This is a genomic window from Coleofasciculus sp. D1-CHI-01, from assembly GCF_040218875.1.
GTDB lineage: Bacteria > Cyanobacteriota > Cyanobacteriia > Cyanobacteriales > Coleofasciculaceae > Coleofasciculus.
On record NZ_JAVJQP010000160.1, the window covers coordinates 1 to 20211 of the forward strand.

Below are 20211 nucleotides of genomic sequence, written 5' to 3' on the forward strand. Positions count from 1 at the left end.
ATGAAGGAGGGCGGGTTTTGTTGAGAAGTTATCGGTAGTTATCACATTCACACGACTACACCCTCCCCTACATTGTACCTTTGATGATATGACGGAGGGCGGGTTTTGTAGAGAGGTTATCGGTAGGTATCTCAATGAAACGGCTAATCCCGCCCCTACAATTGACCTTTGATGATATGACCGAGGGCGGGTTTTGTAGAGAGGTTATCGGTAGGTATCACAATGAAAAGGCTAAACCCGCCCCGACAATTGACCTTTGATGATATGACGGAGGGCGGGTTTTGTTGAGAGGTTATCGGTAGGTATCACAATGAAACGGCTAAACCCGCCCTCCGTCATATCATCAAAGGTCAATTGTAGGGGCGGGTTTAGTCGTTTCATTGTGATACCTACCGATAACTTCTCAACAAAACCCGCCCTCCGTCATCGGTAATATCATTTCCTTTCACCTTGCAACCTTCCTTCTGCCCTCTGCCTTATCCCAATTTTTACCACGGACTTCCCACTAATGTAAACGCACTCCAATAATAAGGATGCGTCAATTCTCTATCCGGTAAATCCGCTAACTGGGGCGGTAAAGGAATAGTCTGATTCGGAGTCACCAATTGACCCTTTTCTAATCGTACCTCACCCCGAATCATCGCTAACTGTGCCTGTCGCAAGGCTTCCGCTTTAATCGGGACTTCTTTTAACTGGGAATAAAACGTGGTCATTAATCCCAACGTCGCTTCATCGCTGACATACCAGAGACTTCCCAAGGCTGATTTGACTCCCGCTTGTACCGCTAACCCGGTAAATCCTAACTCTGCTTCCTCATCCCCTAAAGCTGTACGACAGGCGCTTAATACCATCAGTTCCACGGGTGGATTATTTAACCCTAATTCTCGGATTTTATCAAGTGAGAGTCTCCCATCCCAAAACTGAATATATGAATTTTCCGGCTTCCCCGACTTAAACTCACCATGGGTGGCTAAGTGAACAATACCAAATGGAGTTTGATTGCGAATGCTTTTCAACTTATCTGGAGTAAATGTAGAATTAATAAACGATTGCCCTTGCCATAATTGATCAGCAATCGTCGATAACTCAACCGGAACAGCAGGTAAGGGATTTTGGTCAGTAAATTCAGACGCCCCCATCGCCAACACCTCCAGATTTCTCACATCCACATAGCGAGTATCTGTCAGCGATAAACTCGGCATCAACCCGATACTATAGCGTTCCAAAATAAACCCATCCCCATCATGCAAAACCGCCATCGGTAACGAACGCAACCCCACATCCACAACAAACGCCAAATTAGTAATCTCTCCACTCGCTAACTCTGCTTCCAAAGGCGCAACTAACCACTGATAAAGCTGTTGTGACGCCGGAAGATAAGGACGAGGAATCCGCACATCTGTCACAGCACGACGCAATTGCTGACTCATCTTCAAAACCTTCTCTCGCGTCGCCCCCGGCACAGGAAATCGTATCGGTTCCCCCTCAGCCGTCACCAAAATCAACTCCAAATCCTCCTCAGACATCGCCACCAAACCGCCATCCCCCTCTGAGTTCCTCTGCGCTACCCTCTGCGTTCCTCTGCGTTTCCCTAAATGCTTAACTGACGCATTTGTCGGCACAAACATGACATAAACCAGCGCAGGTTTCACCCCAGCCACTCGTTCAATTCGTTGTAACGTCGCTTGGGCTTGTGCCAACGTAATAATTGGCGTATCCCCTAACCCAAAATACTCCTCATATTGATTCGTAAACGCTGCTTCCACTTCAGCCACTGGATTGAAAACCGGGGAACTCGCGACTATCGCACTCTCTTTTGTGATATCGTCAGAGTCATCAGTCGTCTGGGAACAATAGGGAGGACAAGTTCCTGTAATCGTTGGAGTAATAATCTGAATATTTCCCAACGTAAAACTCCCTGGAAACGAGTCAAAGGGGAAGATAGTAAACTCACCACTACTAATCGCTGCACTTGTGCCATTAGTTGTTCCATCTCCTACATCAAAGGGAGTTCCTCGTAAACCACCCCAGTGACGAATTGTAATATCACCGCCTGCGATTCCGCCTGCTGTAGAGATACTGGTAAGAGTCCCATTTTGGTCAGTAAAATCATTCGTAGCGCGGAAAAATCGCTCTGTGGTGATATCAACATTACCGCCGTTTCCATTACTCCCACCTTGGGCATTAATCACGCTAACCTGAATATCGCCACTGGGGTCTAAGGTAACATTACCACCATCGTCAAGACTGCCACTGGTATTAATTTCGCCTGTTGTAATCGCCTGTTCTGCTTGAATTACGATATTACCGCCGCTGTTTCCAGAACTATTCAGGTTTCCAGTAGTAACGGTTCCATTATCGCTGGTTAAAGTAATCTCTCCACTGGGGTTCAAAATATCGCCTGTGGTGATATCTTGATTTGCCAATAGGGTTAATGTAGCGTTGTCGTCTCCGAATAATGTACCACCCGTGTAGTTAATCGAATTGGCTTGTAAGGTAACAGGGTCATTAAATGTTGCATCACCTGCCAATGTGATTATACCCCTGTTATTGTCGCCTCCGATAATAAGTTGAGTAAATCCGTTTTGTAGATTAGTAAGTTCGTTGGTATCGAGATTCAAGCGAGTATCATTAATCGTGTTGCCAATTGTAATGCCTAAATTGGCGTCTAGGGGTTGGATTTGAAGTAGAGTATTTCCTTGAATTGTCCCTAACCTGATTTCATTAGCAGTGAGACTTATATTACCTAACCCGCTAGCGGTAATTCCACCATCATCTCCAACTAAAATTCCCTGGCTGGTGTTGTCTGCGCCATTAACTATTCCTTCTAGACTAATATTCCCTGTCCCGGTTGTTTGAATAACACCACCACCAAACCCTAAAACAGTAAATCCACCCACCCAAATTCCATAATTATTTGTTCCGGTTCCCTGACTGGTTCCCTGAAGGAAAATATTACCGTTTATTGACGTAACTCTGGAGTTTTCTTCGATAATGACAATACCATCATTACTCATCGTTCCTTGTCCACTTGTTCCCACGAGAGTAATGTTTCCAGTTCCAGTGGATTCTACGCCACCGCCAGCGACAATTGAAATGCCATCGTTCCCGAATTCTCCATTACTGGTTGCGTCAGTTGTACCTGTTATTTCAATCGCGCCTGTTCCCGTTGATTCAACTAAAGCACTCTCTTGAATCGAAACACCGTGATTTTCTTGTCCAGTACCATTACCGCCAGTACCTGTTAGGCTAATATTTCCCGTTCCTGTCGATTGAACGACAGCGCTATCTTGGATTCCAATACCAGAGTTTCTTTCTCCAGTACCATTACCACCAATACCTGTAAAACGGATATCTCCATCGACTGAAGAAATTCTCGTTTCTGCTTCCTTTATATAAATGCCATAATTAGAATTTGTTCCGATACCACCGATACCATTGAATGTAATATTTCCTTGTCCCGTTGCTTCTACCACACCGCTGATATCAATGCCGGAGTTACCACGAAATCCCGAACCTCCTTGTCCTGTAAAGCTTATATTTCCATCTACCACAGAAATTCTAGAGTTTCTCAGTATTTCTATCCCGGTGGATAATAATGCTCCTGAACTAGCAGTACCGTTTAGAGTAATATTCCCTCTTTCAGTTGATTCCAACACACTGTCTAAAATTGTAATCCCGTCGCTGGTAACACCAGAAGTTCCGAAACCGCTAGTGCCAGTCAGGTTGATAGTGCCATTTACCGAAGAGACTGTACTGTTATCGTTAATTAATATGCCTAGATTGCCACCGATGCCATTCGCCCCAGTACCTTCGAGAAAAATATTGCCTGTTCCAGTGGAGTTAACTAACACGTTATCTTGGAGTCTAATCCCAGTATTACTTTCTCCAGTTCCACCACCTATACCTGTTATTCTGATACCTCCATTTGCCGCAGAGATATTAGAACTACTCGACAAGTTTATTCCGAGATTAAAATTCGTACCGTTTCCACCTGTACCTGTTAAAGTAATACGTCCTGTACCAGTTGATTCTACGACAGCGTTATCTTGAATTTGAATACCAGTGTGTCCTCCTCCAGTACCATTCCCACCAGTACCAGTTAAATTTATGTTGCCATTAGCTGATTTAATAGTACCGCTTGTATTAATTGATAGTCCATAATTGTCAGTTGTACCATTCCCACCTGTACCCGTAAGGATAATATTTCCACTTCCAGTCGATTCAATTACACCACCGTCTTCCACCACAATGCCACGGTTGATCCCTCCAGTCGTCAAATTACTTCCAGTACCTATCAAGGTTATATCTCCATTCTCCGAAGACACTCTGGAATCAAAGATAACTTGTATTCCATCATTAGCATTAGTTCCGCCATCTCCGGCAATTCCTCTCAAGGTAATGGTTCCATTTCCCCTACTTTCTACGACTCCGTTTTTAGCAATTGAAATACCATTTCGATCTATGTCACCGCTAGTTCCTGTACCTGTAATCGCAATATTGCCAGTACCCGAATTTATAGTTGCCCCATCATTTATATCGACCTTACCAAGGTCTAAACCAGCAAATGTTCCATGGTCAATTGTCACATTCCCACCATTGGATAAAATCTGGGAATCGGCGTTCATTAAAAACTGAGAATTTCCGTCATCACGCCATTCTGCAATCGCATTTTCATCATTAATCAGCGCACTAAAATTACCCCCGTCGAGTTCAATCGTGGCATTGAGGATAATACTACGTCCAGCTTGAAATTCTAAATCATTAATACTGCCAGAAATAATATCCTCATCAACGGTAATATCGTTATTCGCTTGCAGAGTGACAGTACCTGTTAAGTTATTAATCTGATCCGCATCAAATGTGATATCTTCACCTGTACTTTCCCCAAACGCATCATTGATTTCTACATTATCAATTCCTCCATCAGCAATCGTGATATTTTTGGGGTCAAACAGAATATTCCCTGACGCACTATTCGCCGCCCCCACATCAACAACGCCTCGGAAAATCAGGTTTTCTTTCCCCGATATTTCAGCAAAGCCACCATTACCACTTTCGCTACCGCCTCGTGCTGTAATTGTTCCATAAAAACGGCTGGCTTCATCTGCCCAAACAATTACTCGTCCGCCATTCCCATCAGTTAAAGCATCTGAATTAATGATTGAATCTTCGCTAACAAATGTGATATCAGCATTGGGAATTGTGCCTTCCCCTTGATAATCCCCACCAATTCTCACTGTACCGCCACCATTGATACCAGAGGCGTCAAGATTGGCGGAAAGTAACCCAACTTTTTTGCCAATCACATTGATTTCACCGCCAGTTGAGGGTGAGGAGGAGGGCGCAAAGCCTTGCGCCCCTACGGTGTCGTCAACGGTGTCGCCAATGGTTTCGTCAATCGTGGAAACATCGATTGTGCCAGAAATAATCGCGACTCCTGTTTCGTTTGGTACAGTTATCTGAGAATCCGCCAACTGTACCTCTCCCGATGCGGTCACATCAACGCCAGTCTCTACCGTTTGGGCTGAACCTGTTAACAACTCGGCGACATTTAATGGTGTGATTGGCACTAATACCCCGTCTTGATTCCGAGGCGCAGTAATCTCTAATGAAAGTAACTGTCCCGATTGAGAAATCCTCACCCGATTTGACCCTTCAACCGCCGTAATTGTAATCTGTCCCCCTGGTGCTGTTAGTTCCCCGGTGTTAATTACAGTTCCGCCTAATAGGGTTAACCTCTGTCCCGGAGAAACGGCTAAATTTCCAGCATTGACAATTGTCCCTGATTGGGATAAATCAAAGGCAAATTGATTGGGATCTCCTACCAACTGCTGATAATTATTATCCCCAACTGCATTAAACCAATTCCCCCCGTTAAAGCCAATCCCCGTCGCGGTTGTGGCGATGAAATCAGCAGGAACATTTAATTGAGCATTTGTGCCAAAAACAATTCCGGCTGGATTCATCAAATATAAATTCGGCGTTCCTCCTGTCACCTGAATCAAGCCATTAATCAGTGAGGGATTTCCGCCAACCACTCGCCCCAAAATAGTCCTCAAATTCGGATTCGCCAAAAAATTGGCAATTTGCCCTTTATCTAAGCCAAATTCCTGAAAACTGTGGAAGAGATTCGCCTCATCTGCATCCAGACTCCCCCCGGAAATGTTAAACTGATTCCCCTCCGGTATGACAATTGTCCCCGTACCATCAGGGGCGGCGGTAATCGGTTCAGCGTTCGTAGTCGGCGCTGTCTTCGCCACCAAAATTAAACCAATAACCAGAAATAACCAGCTAAAGCACCATTGAGCAGATTTCATCGGATCAAGCTCCCAGGCAGTATCTAGAGCAATTTTTTCACTTGTGCCAGTATTTTTTTTCTTGTCGTTATAAAAGTATAAAAAACGATAGCTAATTTAGGTTTAATTAATTTTAATTTACGTCTAAACGTTCCTTGGATAAGAGTGGTATCGGTTATGAATAGCAGAACTATTGGCGGGCATAAGCAATATCACTGACGTGCTATAGTGTCAAGTAAAAATTGAGGAGAGGGCGACCCAACCGTCTGTAGGGGCGGGTTTTACCGATAACCTGTCAGCCAAAACGGGTAAACGGGTAACTTTTGTAAACCCGCCCTGTTTCTAGGGTTGTTAATTAATGCAAGAAACCTGAGTCGGGGCGGGTTTAGTCACATCCGGGTGTCACCGAAAAGATAGTAATGAAACCCGCCCCTACACAATTCAACACTCGCGTTGCGCCACATGCCGTGAAAAGTCAGACCTATTAATATGGGGTAAAAAGCAGGTATCATAAACCTTAAAGCCTTCTGTTTTTTACCTTTTTATACAATAACCCACTTATGTCAAGCGAATTTAACTTCTTTCAACAGTGGTATCCCCTCTCCCCGGTTGAAGATCTCGACCCCAAACAACCCACTCCCGTCACCGTTTTGGGGTGGCGCTTGGTGATTTGGAAACCGCCTTCCTCAGCAACCTATCGTGTTTTTCTCGATCAATGTCCTCATCGGTTAGCACCATTAAGCGAAGGGCGTGTTGATCACAAGACAGCAAACCTGGTATGCAGTTATCATGGTTGGCAATTTAATTTTCAAGGAATCTGTACTCATATTCCCCAAGCCGAAACTCCCCAAATTGTGACCAAGAATCAAGATAATATCTGTGTACAAACTCTTCCCTGTTGCCAGGAAAATGATTTACTTTGGGTGTGGCTCGATGCTAATTCCCCAGAACTAGCAGCGGCTACTCCTCGCCCCCTGTCGCCCCAAGTTGATGCCAGTAAAGGGTTTGTTTGGTCTTCAATGGTGCGTGACTTGGACTATGATTGGCAAACCTTAGTAGAAAATGTTGCTGATCCTAGCCATGTTCCCTTTGCCCATCACGGTGTTCAGGGAAATCGCGATCAAGCCCAGCCCATTGCTATCGAAATTGTCCAATCAACTGCCAACCGAATTGAGGGAAATACTGTCGGACGTTTTAACACAAAAATAATATTTGAACCGCCTTGTCATTTGGAATATGCTATCAGTTTTGGCGATAAAGGACAGCAGGTGGGATTGGTAACCTACTGTATCCCAGTTGCTCCCGGTAAATCCCGGATAGTAGCTCAGTTCCCTCGTAATTTTGCCAAAACTTTATCGCGGTTAACCCCGCGCTGGTGGAATCATATCACCGTCCGCAATCTGGTACTGGATGGGGATATGATTTTGTTGCATCAACAAGAGCGTTTTCTCCAACAACGCCAATCAGTGGAAAGCTGGAAAACTGCCTATAAATTGCTAACCAGTGCCGATCGCTTTGTGATTGAGTTTCGTAAATGGTTTGATAAATACTGCCAAGGAACACTACCCTGGAATCAGGTGGGGCTAAATCCTTCAGATACAATCTCTATCAACGATAACCGCCAGGAAGTGCTGGATCGTTACCGACAACATACCCAGCATTGTCGTAGCTGTAGCACCGCTTTGAAAACGGTGCAGCGTTTACAAGTTCTACTATTGGGGGGCTTTGTCCTAACAGTTTCTGGCGTCGCTTTACTTCCCGATGCGTTGCGATTACGTCTGGGTTTACCGTTAATGGTTATGGCATTTTTGGGTTTAGCTGGATTCACTTGGCTGAAAGTTTGGCTAGAACCCCGATTCTATTTTGTGGACTATATTCATGCTCAACGATAGAATTTTATCATTGAATCGGGCGCAAGTCTTTGCGCCCCTACAGTTTCCGGGCGTAATTCTAATTCATCAAATAAGGTGTGCCACGCCACTACTTACCATAAACAAATTCAGCCTTCTGCCCTGGACTCTTCTTGTCTTAGGTTTCCCGATTCAGGGCAGACATCATCGCCTGTTGACTAACCAGTTGATAAACTTCCCGAAAATATTGCATGACACGACTATCAGCCGCTGCTAAGGGGATTGTCCCCAAGACATCCAATACAGTACGATTGTCTGGAGGAGGAGTAATGACAACCAGAGAGGGATCAAGAGGTTCTTCGTATTGCCAAAATTGCTCAAGTTTAACTGGGGTATCAACGGCTGCTTCTCCCTCATTTGGCTGGTTCTCTAACTGACTGGATGTAACGGCGGATTGACTGGATTGGGACTCAACCTCTGCTTTTTTCTCAGGGTTTAGTTCTACAGTCCCTGTACTCCGTAAATGACGCAAATCATCCAGAATTTGTGCTTTAGTGCGTCCTCGTAACTGGAATAAGACAAAGGGATCTTCACTAAAGCGATCGCCTAATTGATAGTAAATTGCACCAATATGTTTACAGGGGTTTTTGGGATCAGGACAACTACATTTTGAATGAATATCTGAAAGAGTGAAGGGAAATAGACTCAACCCATTAGCGGTGAAAACTTGCTCAATATTTTCTGGCATTTCCCCAGCTAAGAGTTGAGCCGAATAAATCGCTTCTTGCGCCAAGGTTTCCACCACATAACCCCAGTCTTCATCGGTAAATGGGTCAATCGATAGGGAAACTTGATACGGTTCTGGTTCTGTTCCTTGTACCCGTGCTAATACCTGAGGACCTTCAAATTCAATACTGAGGACATTGCCTTCCTTGGCGTATTTGCGGGCGCGTTCCAAACGCTTTTTAAAGCGATAGGAATTGAGTAAATCGATCCAGCGTTGTACCCACCAGGGAGGAGCTTCAATTTCGTAGGACTGCATGAGTGATTTATAAATTAAGTAGTCAGACTTTCATTAACGTTAACGGTTGAGAACAGGGAACAGGTAATACGCAATTTAAATGCACATCAGCTTAACAGGAATGGCTTTGACTTAAACTAAATGGCGCTGACTCCCATAGCTGGGAAATAAATTTCCGCATCAAAGCTAAAGTAAGAATCGAGCTGACTGGGTAAGTTTTTTAACCCGTTTTAACGGGTTTAAGCTTTTAGCCTGAACTTTAGTTCAAGGCTTAATTCAAGGGTATAATCATTGATATCATATCGTTTTGTTTAGTTCGTCTATCATAAGCTGTCATGCATTTAAATTGGGAATGGGTAGCGAGCAAGATGCAAAGCCTGCGGCATGGCTTCGCTAAACGCACTACAATGATTTCGCCATTATTGATATTAAGGTTTAAATGCCGAACAGCTTACCCGTAGTTATTGGGACAAAAACTTACCCTTTTCCCACTATACACAACCGATGTTACCGGACTTGGTATGATTCATGAGAATATATGGCAACCGACAGCTAAAAACTTTACCTGGACTAGAAACCCGCCCGACACCAGCACGGGTACGGGAGGCGGTATTTAACATCTGGCAAGGTGCGATCGCCCAATGTCGTTGGCTGGATCTCTGTGCGGGTACAGGCGCTATGGGGGCTGAAGCCCTCTGTCGCGGCGCATCTTTAGTGGTAGGTATTGACATAAAAGGCAAAGCCTGTTCCATTATGCAACAAAATTGGCGGCAAGTGGCTCAACCGGAGCAAACCTTTCAGGTAATACGAACAGATGTGGTGAGGCGATTAAAAACGCTGGCTGATCAGCAATTTGACCGGATTTACTTTGATCCTCCCTACGCCAGTGATTTGTACAATCCGGTTCTAGAGGCGATCGCGCATTATCAACTCCTGGCTGATCAGGGTGAATTAGCGGTGGAATACAACCCGAAACACTGGACACCGCAACTGTTTAAGGCAGAGGGCTCGTTGAAGGCAGAACAGAAGCACGAAGGTGGCAAGGTAAAAGAAAATTATGACTGTAGAGACGTTGCATGCAACGTCTCTACACTGGAAATTTGTCGCCAGAAAGTCTACGGCAACACCGCCTTAGTGTTTTACCGCCTCAGGAGGAAGTGTTAACTGTTGGCTACCTCGATAGCATGGCGCGTGATCCTTCACTTCGCTCAGGGAAGCTGGTTTGTCGGGGTGGGTGCGAGGGAATTACATGCAAGCGATTGATGATGACTATACCTCAAACGCGCCCTGAGTAGAGACGTAGCATGACGTCTCTACAATTCCAATTGGTTCCCTCGCTTATATTGTAGGTACGCCGCGACAAATAACCCAGCCAAGGTAACCGGGATTAAGCCTAGAACAATTCCCGACAGCAATGGTTCAACCATGATCGCTCTCCAAATACTAAGTTTTTTTGCTTGTTTCTCATCCTACTAGCTGAGATGACCCAATCGCTACTCAATACCAGTAAGATTTGGCAGTCAACCGCTTCCCTACTGCTGGCTACACTACATTTATGATTCCAGCTTGCGTACTCAGTCCATAAATTTTAAGCTATGTTTATGAATCGACATACTTCTTTCTAATCTGTTACACTAATATCCTCCTGGGTAACTCTACCTGTGTTGCAGTGTGAGTCCAGTTCAACTTTGTGCAAAAATTCTCAACGTGGCAGGAGATCCCTTGGAGAACCAGCTTGACCAACCTCAAGTCCTAGTTCGGCGGATTACCATGGTGGTACTCGCCCTACTGTTCGTGATCGGCATCATCATCTTCGGATTTCAGGTGCTGCAAGTTTCTGATCCCTATATGCAGAAAGTTTTGTCTCTCAACGGTGATCCAGTTCGAGGGCAAGCTATTTTTGAGATTAATTGTGCGGATTGTCATGGTATGCACGCCGATGGCAAGGTCGGACCTAGCTTACAGCATATTTCTAAACACAGATCCCCAAGTGGTCTGATTGAACAGGTGATTAGTGGTCAAACCCCGCCGATGCCCAAGTTTCAGCCGAGTCCTCAGGAAATGGCTGATTTATTAACCTATTTGGAAAAATTGTAACTAGGCGGGAAAAATTAAAGTTAACGGCTTCTTATCATCATTAGTCACTTGTCAGGGGTTCGAGTTTGTTTTGTCAGGTTTAGAAGCAGTTACACCAGCGATCGCGGATAGAAGTAGCCACCCCAAGGTATTCACTCGTAAGTCAAAGAGCGTGATATCCAGCAGATTAAATAGGATACAGCCGCCGAATGCGACTAAATAACTAAAGACAATTAATCGATCGCGACTTGAGAGCGATCGCGCTTGATTTATCCAGAGAACACCTTGCCCTAAAATCCAACCCACTAAGCTACAAAGTAGAACTGTTGCCGGAATCCCCACTTCAGCCGTCAACATCAGCATCAGATTATGGGGATGACCGAGCCACAGATCCATCTGCTGTTCGTAAAGCAACGTAAAGTTCCGCAATCCCCAACCTGTCCAAGGACGCTGCTGAGTCAGCGACAAAGCAAAGCGCCATTGGGTTATCCGCATCAACGCCACAGGGCGATCGGGATGAAGCTGATCGGTAAGTCGCGCCCAAAAGTAAGCCGGAACAATCATTCGCAACCCTTCTCGTAACGGTGAGGGACTAAACGCCGCCGATGGTACAGCGACAGCCGCAGCGACTATTATCCCCACTAACCAGCGCCAACCTTGATAAAGTGCAAAAGCCAAACCCACTACAATCACCCCACCCCAAGCATTTCGGGAATGAGTGAGGATGATCGCGATCGCATTAGCAATTTCCACTCCAGTTAAAAACAAGAGTACTCCCCCTGCTCCCCCCAGAAGGGCGGGTTTAGTTAAGTTATCGGTTTGGCACCATAAGTTATCCGTCAAACCCGCCCCTACACCCCCTACACCCCCTGCTCCCCCTGCTTCCCCGGCTCCCCCAGCTCCCCCGGCTCCCCCAGCTCCCCCGGCTCTCTGCTCTCGCCAAGCTTGAAACCTCTCAATCCATAGTCCTAACCCTAAAGTAAAGACAATTTGCAGATAAGCCGCCAGAATATTAGCGTACATGAACACTGAAGCCATACGCCCTGGCGGATTTCCCTTTGCTTCTAATACCCAACCCAATAAGGCTGGAAACTGGGGTGGGTGTGCCCAACCGAGAAATAACTGCCCAAAGCCGAGAATCACAACCAGTACAGAAGGAATCACCAGAATCCAGGCGAGACGCCGTAGCTGGGCTGGTGTTTGAATTAAGGAACTGAATGCGGCAAAAAAAGCCAAGAATGGCAAGAAATTGGCTAAACCGAGGAATGCTTCGGTGGGATTATAGGCTTGACTTGCGTTGATAATTAGCCAAAGGCTCAAGATTCCCAGTCCCCAGTTTAGAGGACGCCGAATAATCCGGCGATAGTCTTGCCACCAGGTTCCGAGTAAGGCAAAACCCACACCCACAGCCCCCAAAGCAGGAAACCAGGGAAAGATAAAAAATCCGACTTGGGCGCAATTCCAAGCGCCTTGTAAGCGGGGTTGAGGGTGGTGACTGAACAGATATTTATCGATTTTTTTAAACACAAGTCAGAGGGCAGACAGCAAAAGGTTTAAACAGATAGGGAATTGGCTAACCTACTTCTCAAAAAGTTTACAACGTCGGGTGAGAAGAGCGAAGCCTAACTGCACTTGCAGTCTACTGACTTTGGCACTCAAGCGCCTGCTTCACCTGTTGATACTCCGTAATTGCCTGTAAGACTAATTGTTCCGCTTCGCCTATTGTACCCGCCCGTCCCAGGGCTTCTAATTGTTGACAAAGCTGGGCAAGTTTGAGCACTCCTAATGCCTGACTGCTGGATTTGAGACTGTGTGCTTTATGATACAGCAACTCAGTATCTTTTTGCTTAACGGCATCATGTATGGATTCTAACAATTCCGGCGCTTCTTGTAAGTAACAATTAATAACTTCGCTGAGTTCATCTCCTGCCATTTCTTGCAAAGTTTGCATCACTCCTGGATCAAGAACGGGCTGTTTCGTCGGCTGTTTCATTGTCGGCGGTTGACATTGACTCAAGACCTGTTTTAAAACATCAACATGAATAGGCTTACTCATATAGTCATCCATTCCCGCCGCCAAACATTCTTCGCGATCGCCTTGCATGGCATTGGCTGTCATAGCGATAATCTGAGGACGCGCAGATCCTGAAAATTCCTGGCAAATCTGTTGTGTTGCGGTTAATCCATCCATTTCTGGCATCTGGACATCCATGAGTACCACATCGTAGGATTGACGGTGTAACGCTTGTAAGACTTCTAACCCATTAGCAACACTATCGGGTCGATATCCCAACCGCTTCAGCATATTAATTGCCACTTTTTGGTTCACCACATTGTCTTCCGCCAAGAGAATTTTCAAGGGGAATCTGTGGGCAAAGGTGGGGTCATATTTGGATGAATGGGAACGAGTCTTTCTTGGTAAACTTACCTCCTGAGTCAGGATATTGACTAAGATATTGTATAACTGAGACTGTTTAATCGGTTTATGTAAATATCCCGCGATCGCAAGGCTGGGGTTGGGTAATCCTGTGTCAGGCTGTGTCTCGACTTGCCCGATTAATCCCAGCATGATTATCGGTAGGTTTTGGTAATGGGGATGCTGACGAATTTGGGTAATTAAACTCCAATTCTCCATCTGGAGAATCTGGGATGCCAAAATCGCTATATCAAAGCGTTTTTCCTGTTCTAACCATCCTAAAGCTTCTGTTGTTGATGCGGTAACTTCTACTTGTATGCCAAAGGATTGCGCTTGTTCGGTTAACATTTGCCGAGTCGCCGGATTATCTTCGACAATCAACAGGCGTTTATCACTCAATACTTGCTCTCGATTATCGGGTTCTGAATCTGAGGGAACTGGAGTCGCGATCGCGGTAAAATAAAAGGTAGAACCCACACCCTCTTGACTTTCCACCCACATTTTTCCTCCCATCAGTTCACTCAGCCGCTGGCTAATCGCTAATCCTAATCCTGTACCGCCATATTGACGAGTGGTTGACGCATCGACTTGGCTGAAGGGTTTAAATAGCCGCTCGATATGCTTTTTGGATATGCCAATTCCTGTGTCACGCACCGCACATTGTAAACCGATTTGATCATCCGGCATTTCGGCTGTAGAGGTTACTGAAATCACCACCTCTCCGGTTTCGGTAAATTTAACCGCATTACTGACTAAATTCACTAAAATTTGGCGCAATCGCGTCACATCTCCTCTAATCATCTCAGGGGTTTGATCGTCCATTAAATAGGCTAACTCAATCCCTTTATCTCTTGCCTTAGACGATAGCAGATCTAAGGATTCCTCAATACAATAACGTAAATTAAACGGATGTTCCTCTAAGTTCAGATTACCGGATTCAATCTTAGAAAAATCCAGAATATCGTTAATAATCGTCAGCAGGGCATCACTACTATTGCGGATAAGATCGACAAATTCACCCTGCTGGGCTGTTAATTTCGTATCCAGTAGCAGGCTAGTCATGCCAATTACCGCATTCATTGGTGTACGGATTTCATGACTCATCATGGCTAGAAAGTCACTCTTGGTGCGGTTGGCTGTTTCTGCTTCTTCTTTAGCCACTTTAAGTTGTTCTTGGGCGATTTTTTTCTCCGTAATATCAGTAATAGTGCCAACAAGACGGTAGGGATTGCCGTCGCGATCGCGAATACAGCGCCCCTTCGCTGCAATCCACAGATAATGCCCATCTCGATGTTTGATGCGATGGATATTTTCATAAATCTTGGTTTCCCCAGCTAAATGATGATTAATATCCTCTATTACCTGATGTAAATCATCCGGATAAACATGATCAGACCAGCTTGATAGACGGTTGGGCAAGGGATTCTCTTCATAGCCAATAATCCGCATCCAGACGGGAGAATAATACACCTCATTCGTCAATATATCCCAGTCCCAAATCCCGTCATTTGTACCAGAAACTGCCAGTTCATAGCGTTCTTCTCGTTCCCGTAATAGGGCTTCTATTCGTTGGCGTTCTTTAATTTCGATGGCAAGTTCATCATTAATTATTGATAGTTTTTGAGTCCGTTCTTGTACCCGTTGTTCTAAGGTTTCTTTTGCCTGTTTAATTTCCTGGAATTTTTGAGTCAGGACAGATCCCATCAACTGAAAGTTACTCACCAAGGAATAAATTTCTCGGACTCGGCTTTGAGACCAATTAACAGGGACAGTGTTATCCAGAAGTTTTTGGGGCAAGTTAGTTGTTACCTGCGCCAATTTGAATAAAGGTTTTACTAATCGATGACTTAACAGGACAGCAACCAGCAAAGCTAAGACCATAATCAGCAGTGTTGTTGCCAGGTTTTGCAGGTAGAGTACTTCTAAGTTATCAATGTAAGGCGCAGTCGGAATTTTAAGAATTAACGTCCAAGGAAAATAGGGATCGAGTGAGATTTCTTGGATATAAAAAGAATTTCGCCAACGCACCATGATTGGTGTGCCAGGATCTTGGGGTAACCACTGAAAAATATCAGCATCAATGGCACGAATTTCACCGCCTTTACGCGGATCAAAGGGTTCCATTATACTCACATTCGACTGGGTACTGGCAATCAAGTTATTTTGATGATCAACCAATGTTATTTGTAATCCTCGTTCTTTGATATTCAGTTTTAGAAATTCCTGAATGTGACTTAAATCCAAGGAGGCATAAGCAATACCACGAAAACGATCATTGACTATGACTGGCACACTTAAGCCGACATGAGGTAATGGAGACGCATCATCAATATGTACATCAGAGAGAATCGGCTTTAAACTAGCGGCAGTTTGCTCCAGTAACGAATGTTTAGCAATATTCAAGCCGATGATTGATTCCCCATCTGGATTGAATGGGGGTTGAGCGGCAATTATTGTGCCATTGGTATTGGTGACATAAGTCTTAATAAAATCCGAAAAACTGCGTTTAATTAATTCAGTACTTTGCTGTAAAAATTCCGAAGGTTGCTCTGGGGATTGAGCGGCAATCTGAGCCAATTCTTTAACCGCATGTAAATGTTGCTGATACCAAAAATTTAGGTTAGCTACGAGGGATGCAGATGTGGCATTGAGTTCAGTACGAATGTCTGATTCAATAGTGTTGAGAATTTGCCGCCCGTTAAAAACTGTTAAAATTAATACCGGGAATAAAACAAAAGCCACAAAGAGATTGAAAACTGTCTGCTGTAGCGAAAGTCGGTTTGATTTGTGTCGAATATTTAGCCAATTTTGTAATGGCGAGTTCGTGATAATTAGCGTAGCAACCAAGGCATTAAAGATACCATTAACTGATTGTTTCAAGACAATCAACCAGGTTTGAGTTGCCCCAACATTTAAAACGCCTCCATAAAATAACCCAACCAGAGGCATACCAATCAACACCCAATAGATACCAGCGAGGAGCAGCATGTTTTCCGTCTTACGGTGCAACAGCAAGCTAATAAACAGGGCTTCCCCTGTCAATATAATAATGGCGTAGGGATGTCCCCAAAGACTGTAGGTATAACTGCTGGCAATGAAGGCGGCTAAAGTCCCCCAGAATATGCCATAAAAATACACCACCATTAAGACGGCAATACTGCCAAATAAAAAGTCCACCCCAAAAAATAGGGAGAGACTGAAATAGTTGCCTAAATACCCAATTCCAATCAGGGCGATGAGTAAGAGATTAACGCGCTTAAACAGGGAGGAAAATCCTTTGATAAAATGAAAAGGGAATTTCATAGATGAGAGAGCGTTGTCTGGTTTATCTGGATCTAGACGTGGCAGAATGACCAGAGACTGATCATTCCCTGAGTTGGATTGAATCCACCTTAGATCTAGCTTAGACTCAGATATTGCATCTGTCGCTTTTTTCAGAAACTATCGGGATTGTCGAGATTTTCGGGATTATTGAGATTATTGGGATGATCACGGTTGTAGGGGCGAGTCGCTGCATATCGTAGGTGGTATGAGAATTAACCTATATCGACTCGCCCTTTTCTCAAGGTACGCGGCGGAGGGCGACCCGATAACATTAAGGGTTGGGTGGTGTGAATTGAAGGCGGCGGGTCGCTGCATATCTTAGGTGGTATGAGAATTAACTTGTCTCGACTCGCCCTTTTCTCAAGGTACGCGGTGTCAGATAATTACCCATACTCGGCGGAGGGCGACCCGATACCATTAAGGGTTGGGAGATGTTAATTGAATGCGGCGGGTCGCCCCTACAATTGTTTTTATGGAAGTCTTGGAATGCCACATTTTGGCAAAATCTAAGGCACAACCGCAATACATTCAATCTCGACTAAAACATCTTTTGGCAGTCGGGAAACTTCCACACAAGCACGGGCGGGGGCGGAGGCTTCATCAAAATAGCGGGCATAAACCTGATTCATCGCGGCAAAATTATTCATATCCGAAAGAAATACTGTAGTTTTGACAATATCTGGCATCTGAACCCCAGCCTCTTCTAGAATCGCGGCTAAATTTGCCATCGCCTGTTCCGTCTGCTTGGTAATATCGTTTTCGCCAACAATTGCACCTGTTTTGGGGTCAAGGGGAATTTGACCGGCGACAAAAATCAGTTCCCCTCTGGCTGCGATCGCTTGGTTGTAAGGACCGACAGGTGCAGGGGCGTTGGTTGTGCGGATAATTTTTCGGCTCATTGGTCAAGAGTCATTGGTCAAAGAATTATTGTATTGGGTCAGGGCGGGTTTAGTGAAATCATGGTCACAAACCAAAGATAGTGGTCAAACCCGCCCCTACAATCTTTAACGCTTAATACAGTAGTCTTAGCATAATGTAACTGGCAAATCGCTCTGATCCTGGTGCCGCATTTAAGATGAACCAATCCACTCAATCTACCTCTACTCTGCCCAAACCGAATCTCGTTCAAGGAAAAGAACGACGTCGGCGCATCAATTTCTGGACGCTGGTGGTTTTAGCGATCGCGCTTTTAGTCGCTATCCCTGTCTTATTTGTATTGAGCAATATTTTTACAGATGCGGGTGAGATTTGGCAGCATTTGGCGCAAACGGTTTTATGGCGCTACCTGGCAAATTCGTTCTGGCTGATGATTGGCGTCGGCTGTGGTGTGGGTTTAATTGGTGTGGGAACCGCCTGGTTAGTGACGATGTGCCGTTTTCCTGGATCTCGCCTGTTTGAATGGGCGCTATTATTACCCCTCGCCGCACCTGCTTATGTCTTGGCTTATACCTACACCGACGTTTTGGACTACTCAGGACCAGTGCAAACCGCCTTACGGGATGGGTTTGGCTGGAGTTATGGCGATTACTGGTTTCCGAATATTCGTTCCCTGGGTGGGGCAATTCTCATGCTGACGCTGGTGTTGTATCCTTATGTTTATTTATTGGCACGGGTGGCGTTTTTAGAGCAATCGGTTTGTACGTTAGAAGCTAGCCGTAGTTTAGGGTGTGGTCCATGGCGCAGTTTTTTTACCGTAGCATTACCCTTAGCCCGCCCCGCGATCGCAGCGGGTGTAGCATTAGCCTTAATGGAAACCCTAAATGATTTTGGCACGGTGAAGTATTTTGGCGTGCAAACGTTCACCACAGGTATTTATCGGACGTGGTTTGGTTTAGGGGAACGAGTCGCCGCCGCCCAATTAGCGGCATTTCTGCTGTTATTTATTTTGGCGTTAATTTGGTTAGAGCGATGGTCACGGCGTCAGGCACGATATTATCAAAACACAAACAGTTATCGCCAACTGCCCAGCTATCAGTTAGAGGGTATGCGTGGAATCGGTGCGTCGTTGGCGTGTTTTGTGCCATTGAGTCTAGGATTTTTACTTCCGGCTGCACTCCTGCTACAGATGACGCTTAAAAATACCACCACAACCCTAGAGGGAGAGTTTTGGGTTTATGCCCGTCATAGTTTCATTCTGGCAGTAGTTACAGCAGTTTTGGGGGTTGCGATCGCAATCATCATGGCGTATGGATTACGGTTGCGCTCAACCCTGGTGATGCGTTTAGCCACGCGGATTGCGGCGATGGGCTATGCTGTACCGGGTTCAGTGATTGCTGTGGGGATTCTGATTCCCATTGGTAAACTGGATAATGCCATTGATGCGGGGATGCAGGCAATATTTGGCATATCCACAGGCTTACTATTCAGTGGCACGATTACCGCCTTAGTTTATGCCTATTTGGTGCGCTTCCTTGCCGTATCGTTTAATAGTGTGGAAGCCAGTTTAAGCAAAATTAAGCCGAGTTTAGACGATGCTGCCCGTTCCTTGGGGTACAGTCCCACGAGTACCTTAGTCAAAGTCCATGCACCGATGATGTGGGGCGGATTACTCACAGCGGGGATGTTGCTGTTTGTGGACGTAATGAAGGAATTGTCGGCAACTTTAATTATTCGACCCTTTAATTTTGACACCCTTGCCGTGCGCGTTTACAATCTAGCATCGGATGAGCGGTTAGTGGAGGCGGCTGCACCTGCATTAGCGATCGTTGTTGTTGGGATAATTCCAGTCATTTTATTAAGTTGGCGAATTGCGCGATCGAGATAAAGGTTTGTCATTCGTCATTCGTCATTTGTCATTCGTCATTCGTCATTCGTCATTTGTCATTCGTCATTCGTCATTCGTCATTTGTCATTCGTCATTTGTCATTTGTCATTCGTCATTTGTGATAATTGAATGGTGAGGTTGGGGCGGGTTTAGTTATATCAGGGTGAAAACGACACGTTAGTGGTAAAACCCGCCCCTACAAAAGATGTTTTATCGGAACGTCTCTGCTCCCCCGGCTTCCCCATCTCCCCCAGCTCCCCCATCTTTCCCATCTTCCCCTACCTAGGAAATGGGGTTTGGAGACCAAACCCCTACAACTCCCTCCCATCTCCCTCATCTCCCTCATCTCCCTCATCTCCCTCATCTCCCTCATCTCCCTCATCTCCCTCATCTCCCTCATCTCCCTCATCTCCCTCATCTCCCTCATCTCCCTCATCTCCCTCATCTCCCTCATCTCCCTC

10 protein-coding genes are annotated in these 20211 nt (G+C 45.3%); 4 read left to right on the forward strand and 6 right to left on the reverse strand.

Annotation, left to right across the window (positions count from 1 at the left end; translation table 11 throughout):
• Window positions 1-488: 488 nt before the first annotated feature.
• Window positions 489-6320 (reverse strand): CHAT domain-containing protein, encoded by a 5832-nt coding sequence (locus RIB93_RS27970; protein WP_446377824.1) that lies wholly within the window; start codon window positions 6318-6320, stop codon window positions 489-491.
• 539 nt (window positions 6321-6859) lie between these two features.
• Between RIB93_RS27970 and RIB93_RS27975 the strand changes: the two genes are divergently transcribed.
• On the forward strand, window positions 6860-8191 hold the full coding sequence (locus RIB93_RS27975) for an aromatic ring-hydroxylating dioxygenase subunit alpha (protein ID WP_446377826.1): 1332 nt from the start codon (window positions 6860-6862) through the stop codon (window positions 8189-8191).
• A gap of 136 nt (window positions 8192-8327) precedes the next feature.
• Here RIB93_RS27975 and RIB93_RS27980 read toward each other — a convergent pair whose 3' ends face one another.
• Window positions 8328-9191 (reverse strand): SWIM zinc finger family protein, encoded by an 864-nt coding sequence (locus tag RIB93_RS27980; RefSeq protein WP_446377828.1) that lies wholly within the window; start codon window positions 9189-9191, stop codon window positions 8328-8330.
• A gap of 507 nt (window positions 9192-9698) precedes the next feature.
• Between RIB93_RS27980 and rsmD the strand changes: the two genes are divergently transcribed.
• On the forward strand, window positions 9699-10334 hold the full coding sequence (gene rsmD / locus RIB93_RS27985; protein ID WP_446377829.1) for a 16S rRNA (guanine(966)-N(2))-methyltransferase RsmD: 636 nt from the start codon (window positions 9699-9701) through the stop codon (window positions 10332-10334).
• Between the two features lie 149 nt (window positions 10335-10483).
• Here the strand turns inward: rsmD and petG are convergent, their stop codons facing one another.
• Complete coding sequence (gene petG / locus RIB93_RS27990; protein WP_006106132.1) at window positions 10484-10597, reverse strand: cytochrome b6-f complex subunit V; 114 nt, start codon at window positions 10595-10597, stop codon at window positions 10484-10486.
• Between the two features lie 295 nt (window positions 10598-10892).
• Here petG and RIB93_RS27995 point away from each other — a divergent pair, with 295 nt between their 5' ends.
• Window positions 10893-11267: a c-type cytochrome gene (locus RIB93_RS27995; RefSeq protein ID WP_446377838.1), complete on the forward strand. Its 375-nt coding sequence runs from the start codon at window positions 10893-10895 to the stop codon at window positions 11265-11267.
• A gap of 51 nt (window positions 11268-11318) precedes the next feature.
• Here RIB93_RS27995 and RIB93_RS28000 read toward each other — a convergent pair whose 3' ends face one another.
• The 3 genes from RIB93_RS28000 to RIB93_RS28010 form a co-directional block, all read right to left on the reverse strand.
• Window positions 11319-12773 carry an O-antigen ligase family protein gene (locus RIB93_RS28000; protein ID WP_446377830.1) on the reverse strand — a complete coding sequence of 485 codons (1455 nt, stop codon included), beginning with the start codon at window positions 12771-12773 and terminating at the stop codon, window positions 11319-11321.
• A 112-nt stretch (window positions 12774-12885) separates the two neighbouring features.
• Entirely contained in the window at window positions 12886-16965 is a 4080-nt protein-coding gene (locus tag RIB93_RS28005; protein ID WP_446377832.1) for a response regulator, read from the reverse strand.
• 527 nt (window positions 16966-17492) lie between these two features.
• Window positions 17493-17885 carry a RidA family protein gene (locus RIB93_RS28010; RefSeq protein WP_446377834.1) on the reverse strand — a complete coding sequence of 131 codons (393 nt, stop codon included), beginning with the start codon at window positions 17883-17885 and terminating at the stop codon, window positions 17493-17495.
• Window positions 17886-18061: 176 nt separating this feature from the next.
• Between RIB93_RS28010 and RIB93_RS28015 the strand changes: the two genes are divergently transcribed.
• Window positions 18062-19750 carry an ABC transporter permease gene (locus RIB93_RS28015; RefSeq protein WP_446377836.1) on the forward strand — a complete coding sequence of 563 codons (1689 nt, stop codon included), beginning with the start codon at window positions 18062-18064 and terminating at the stop codon, window positions 19748-19750.
• Window positions 19751-20211: the final 461 nt, after the last annotated feature.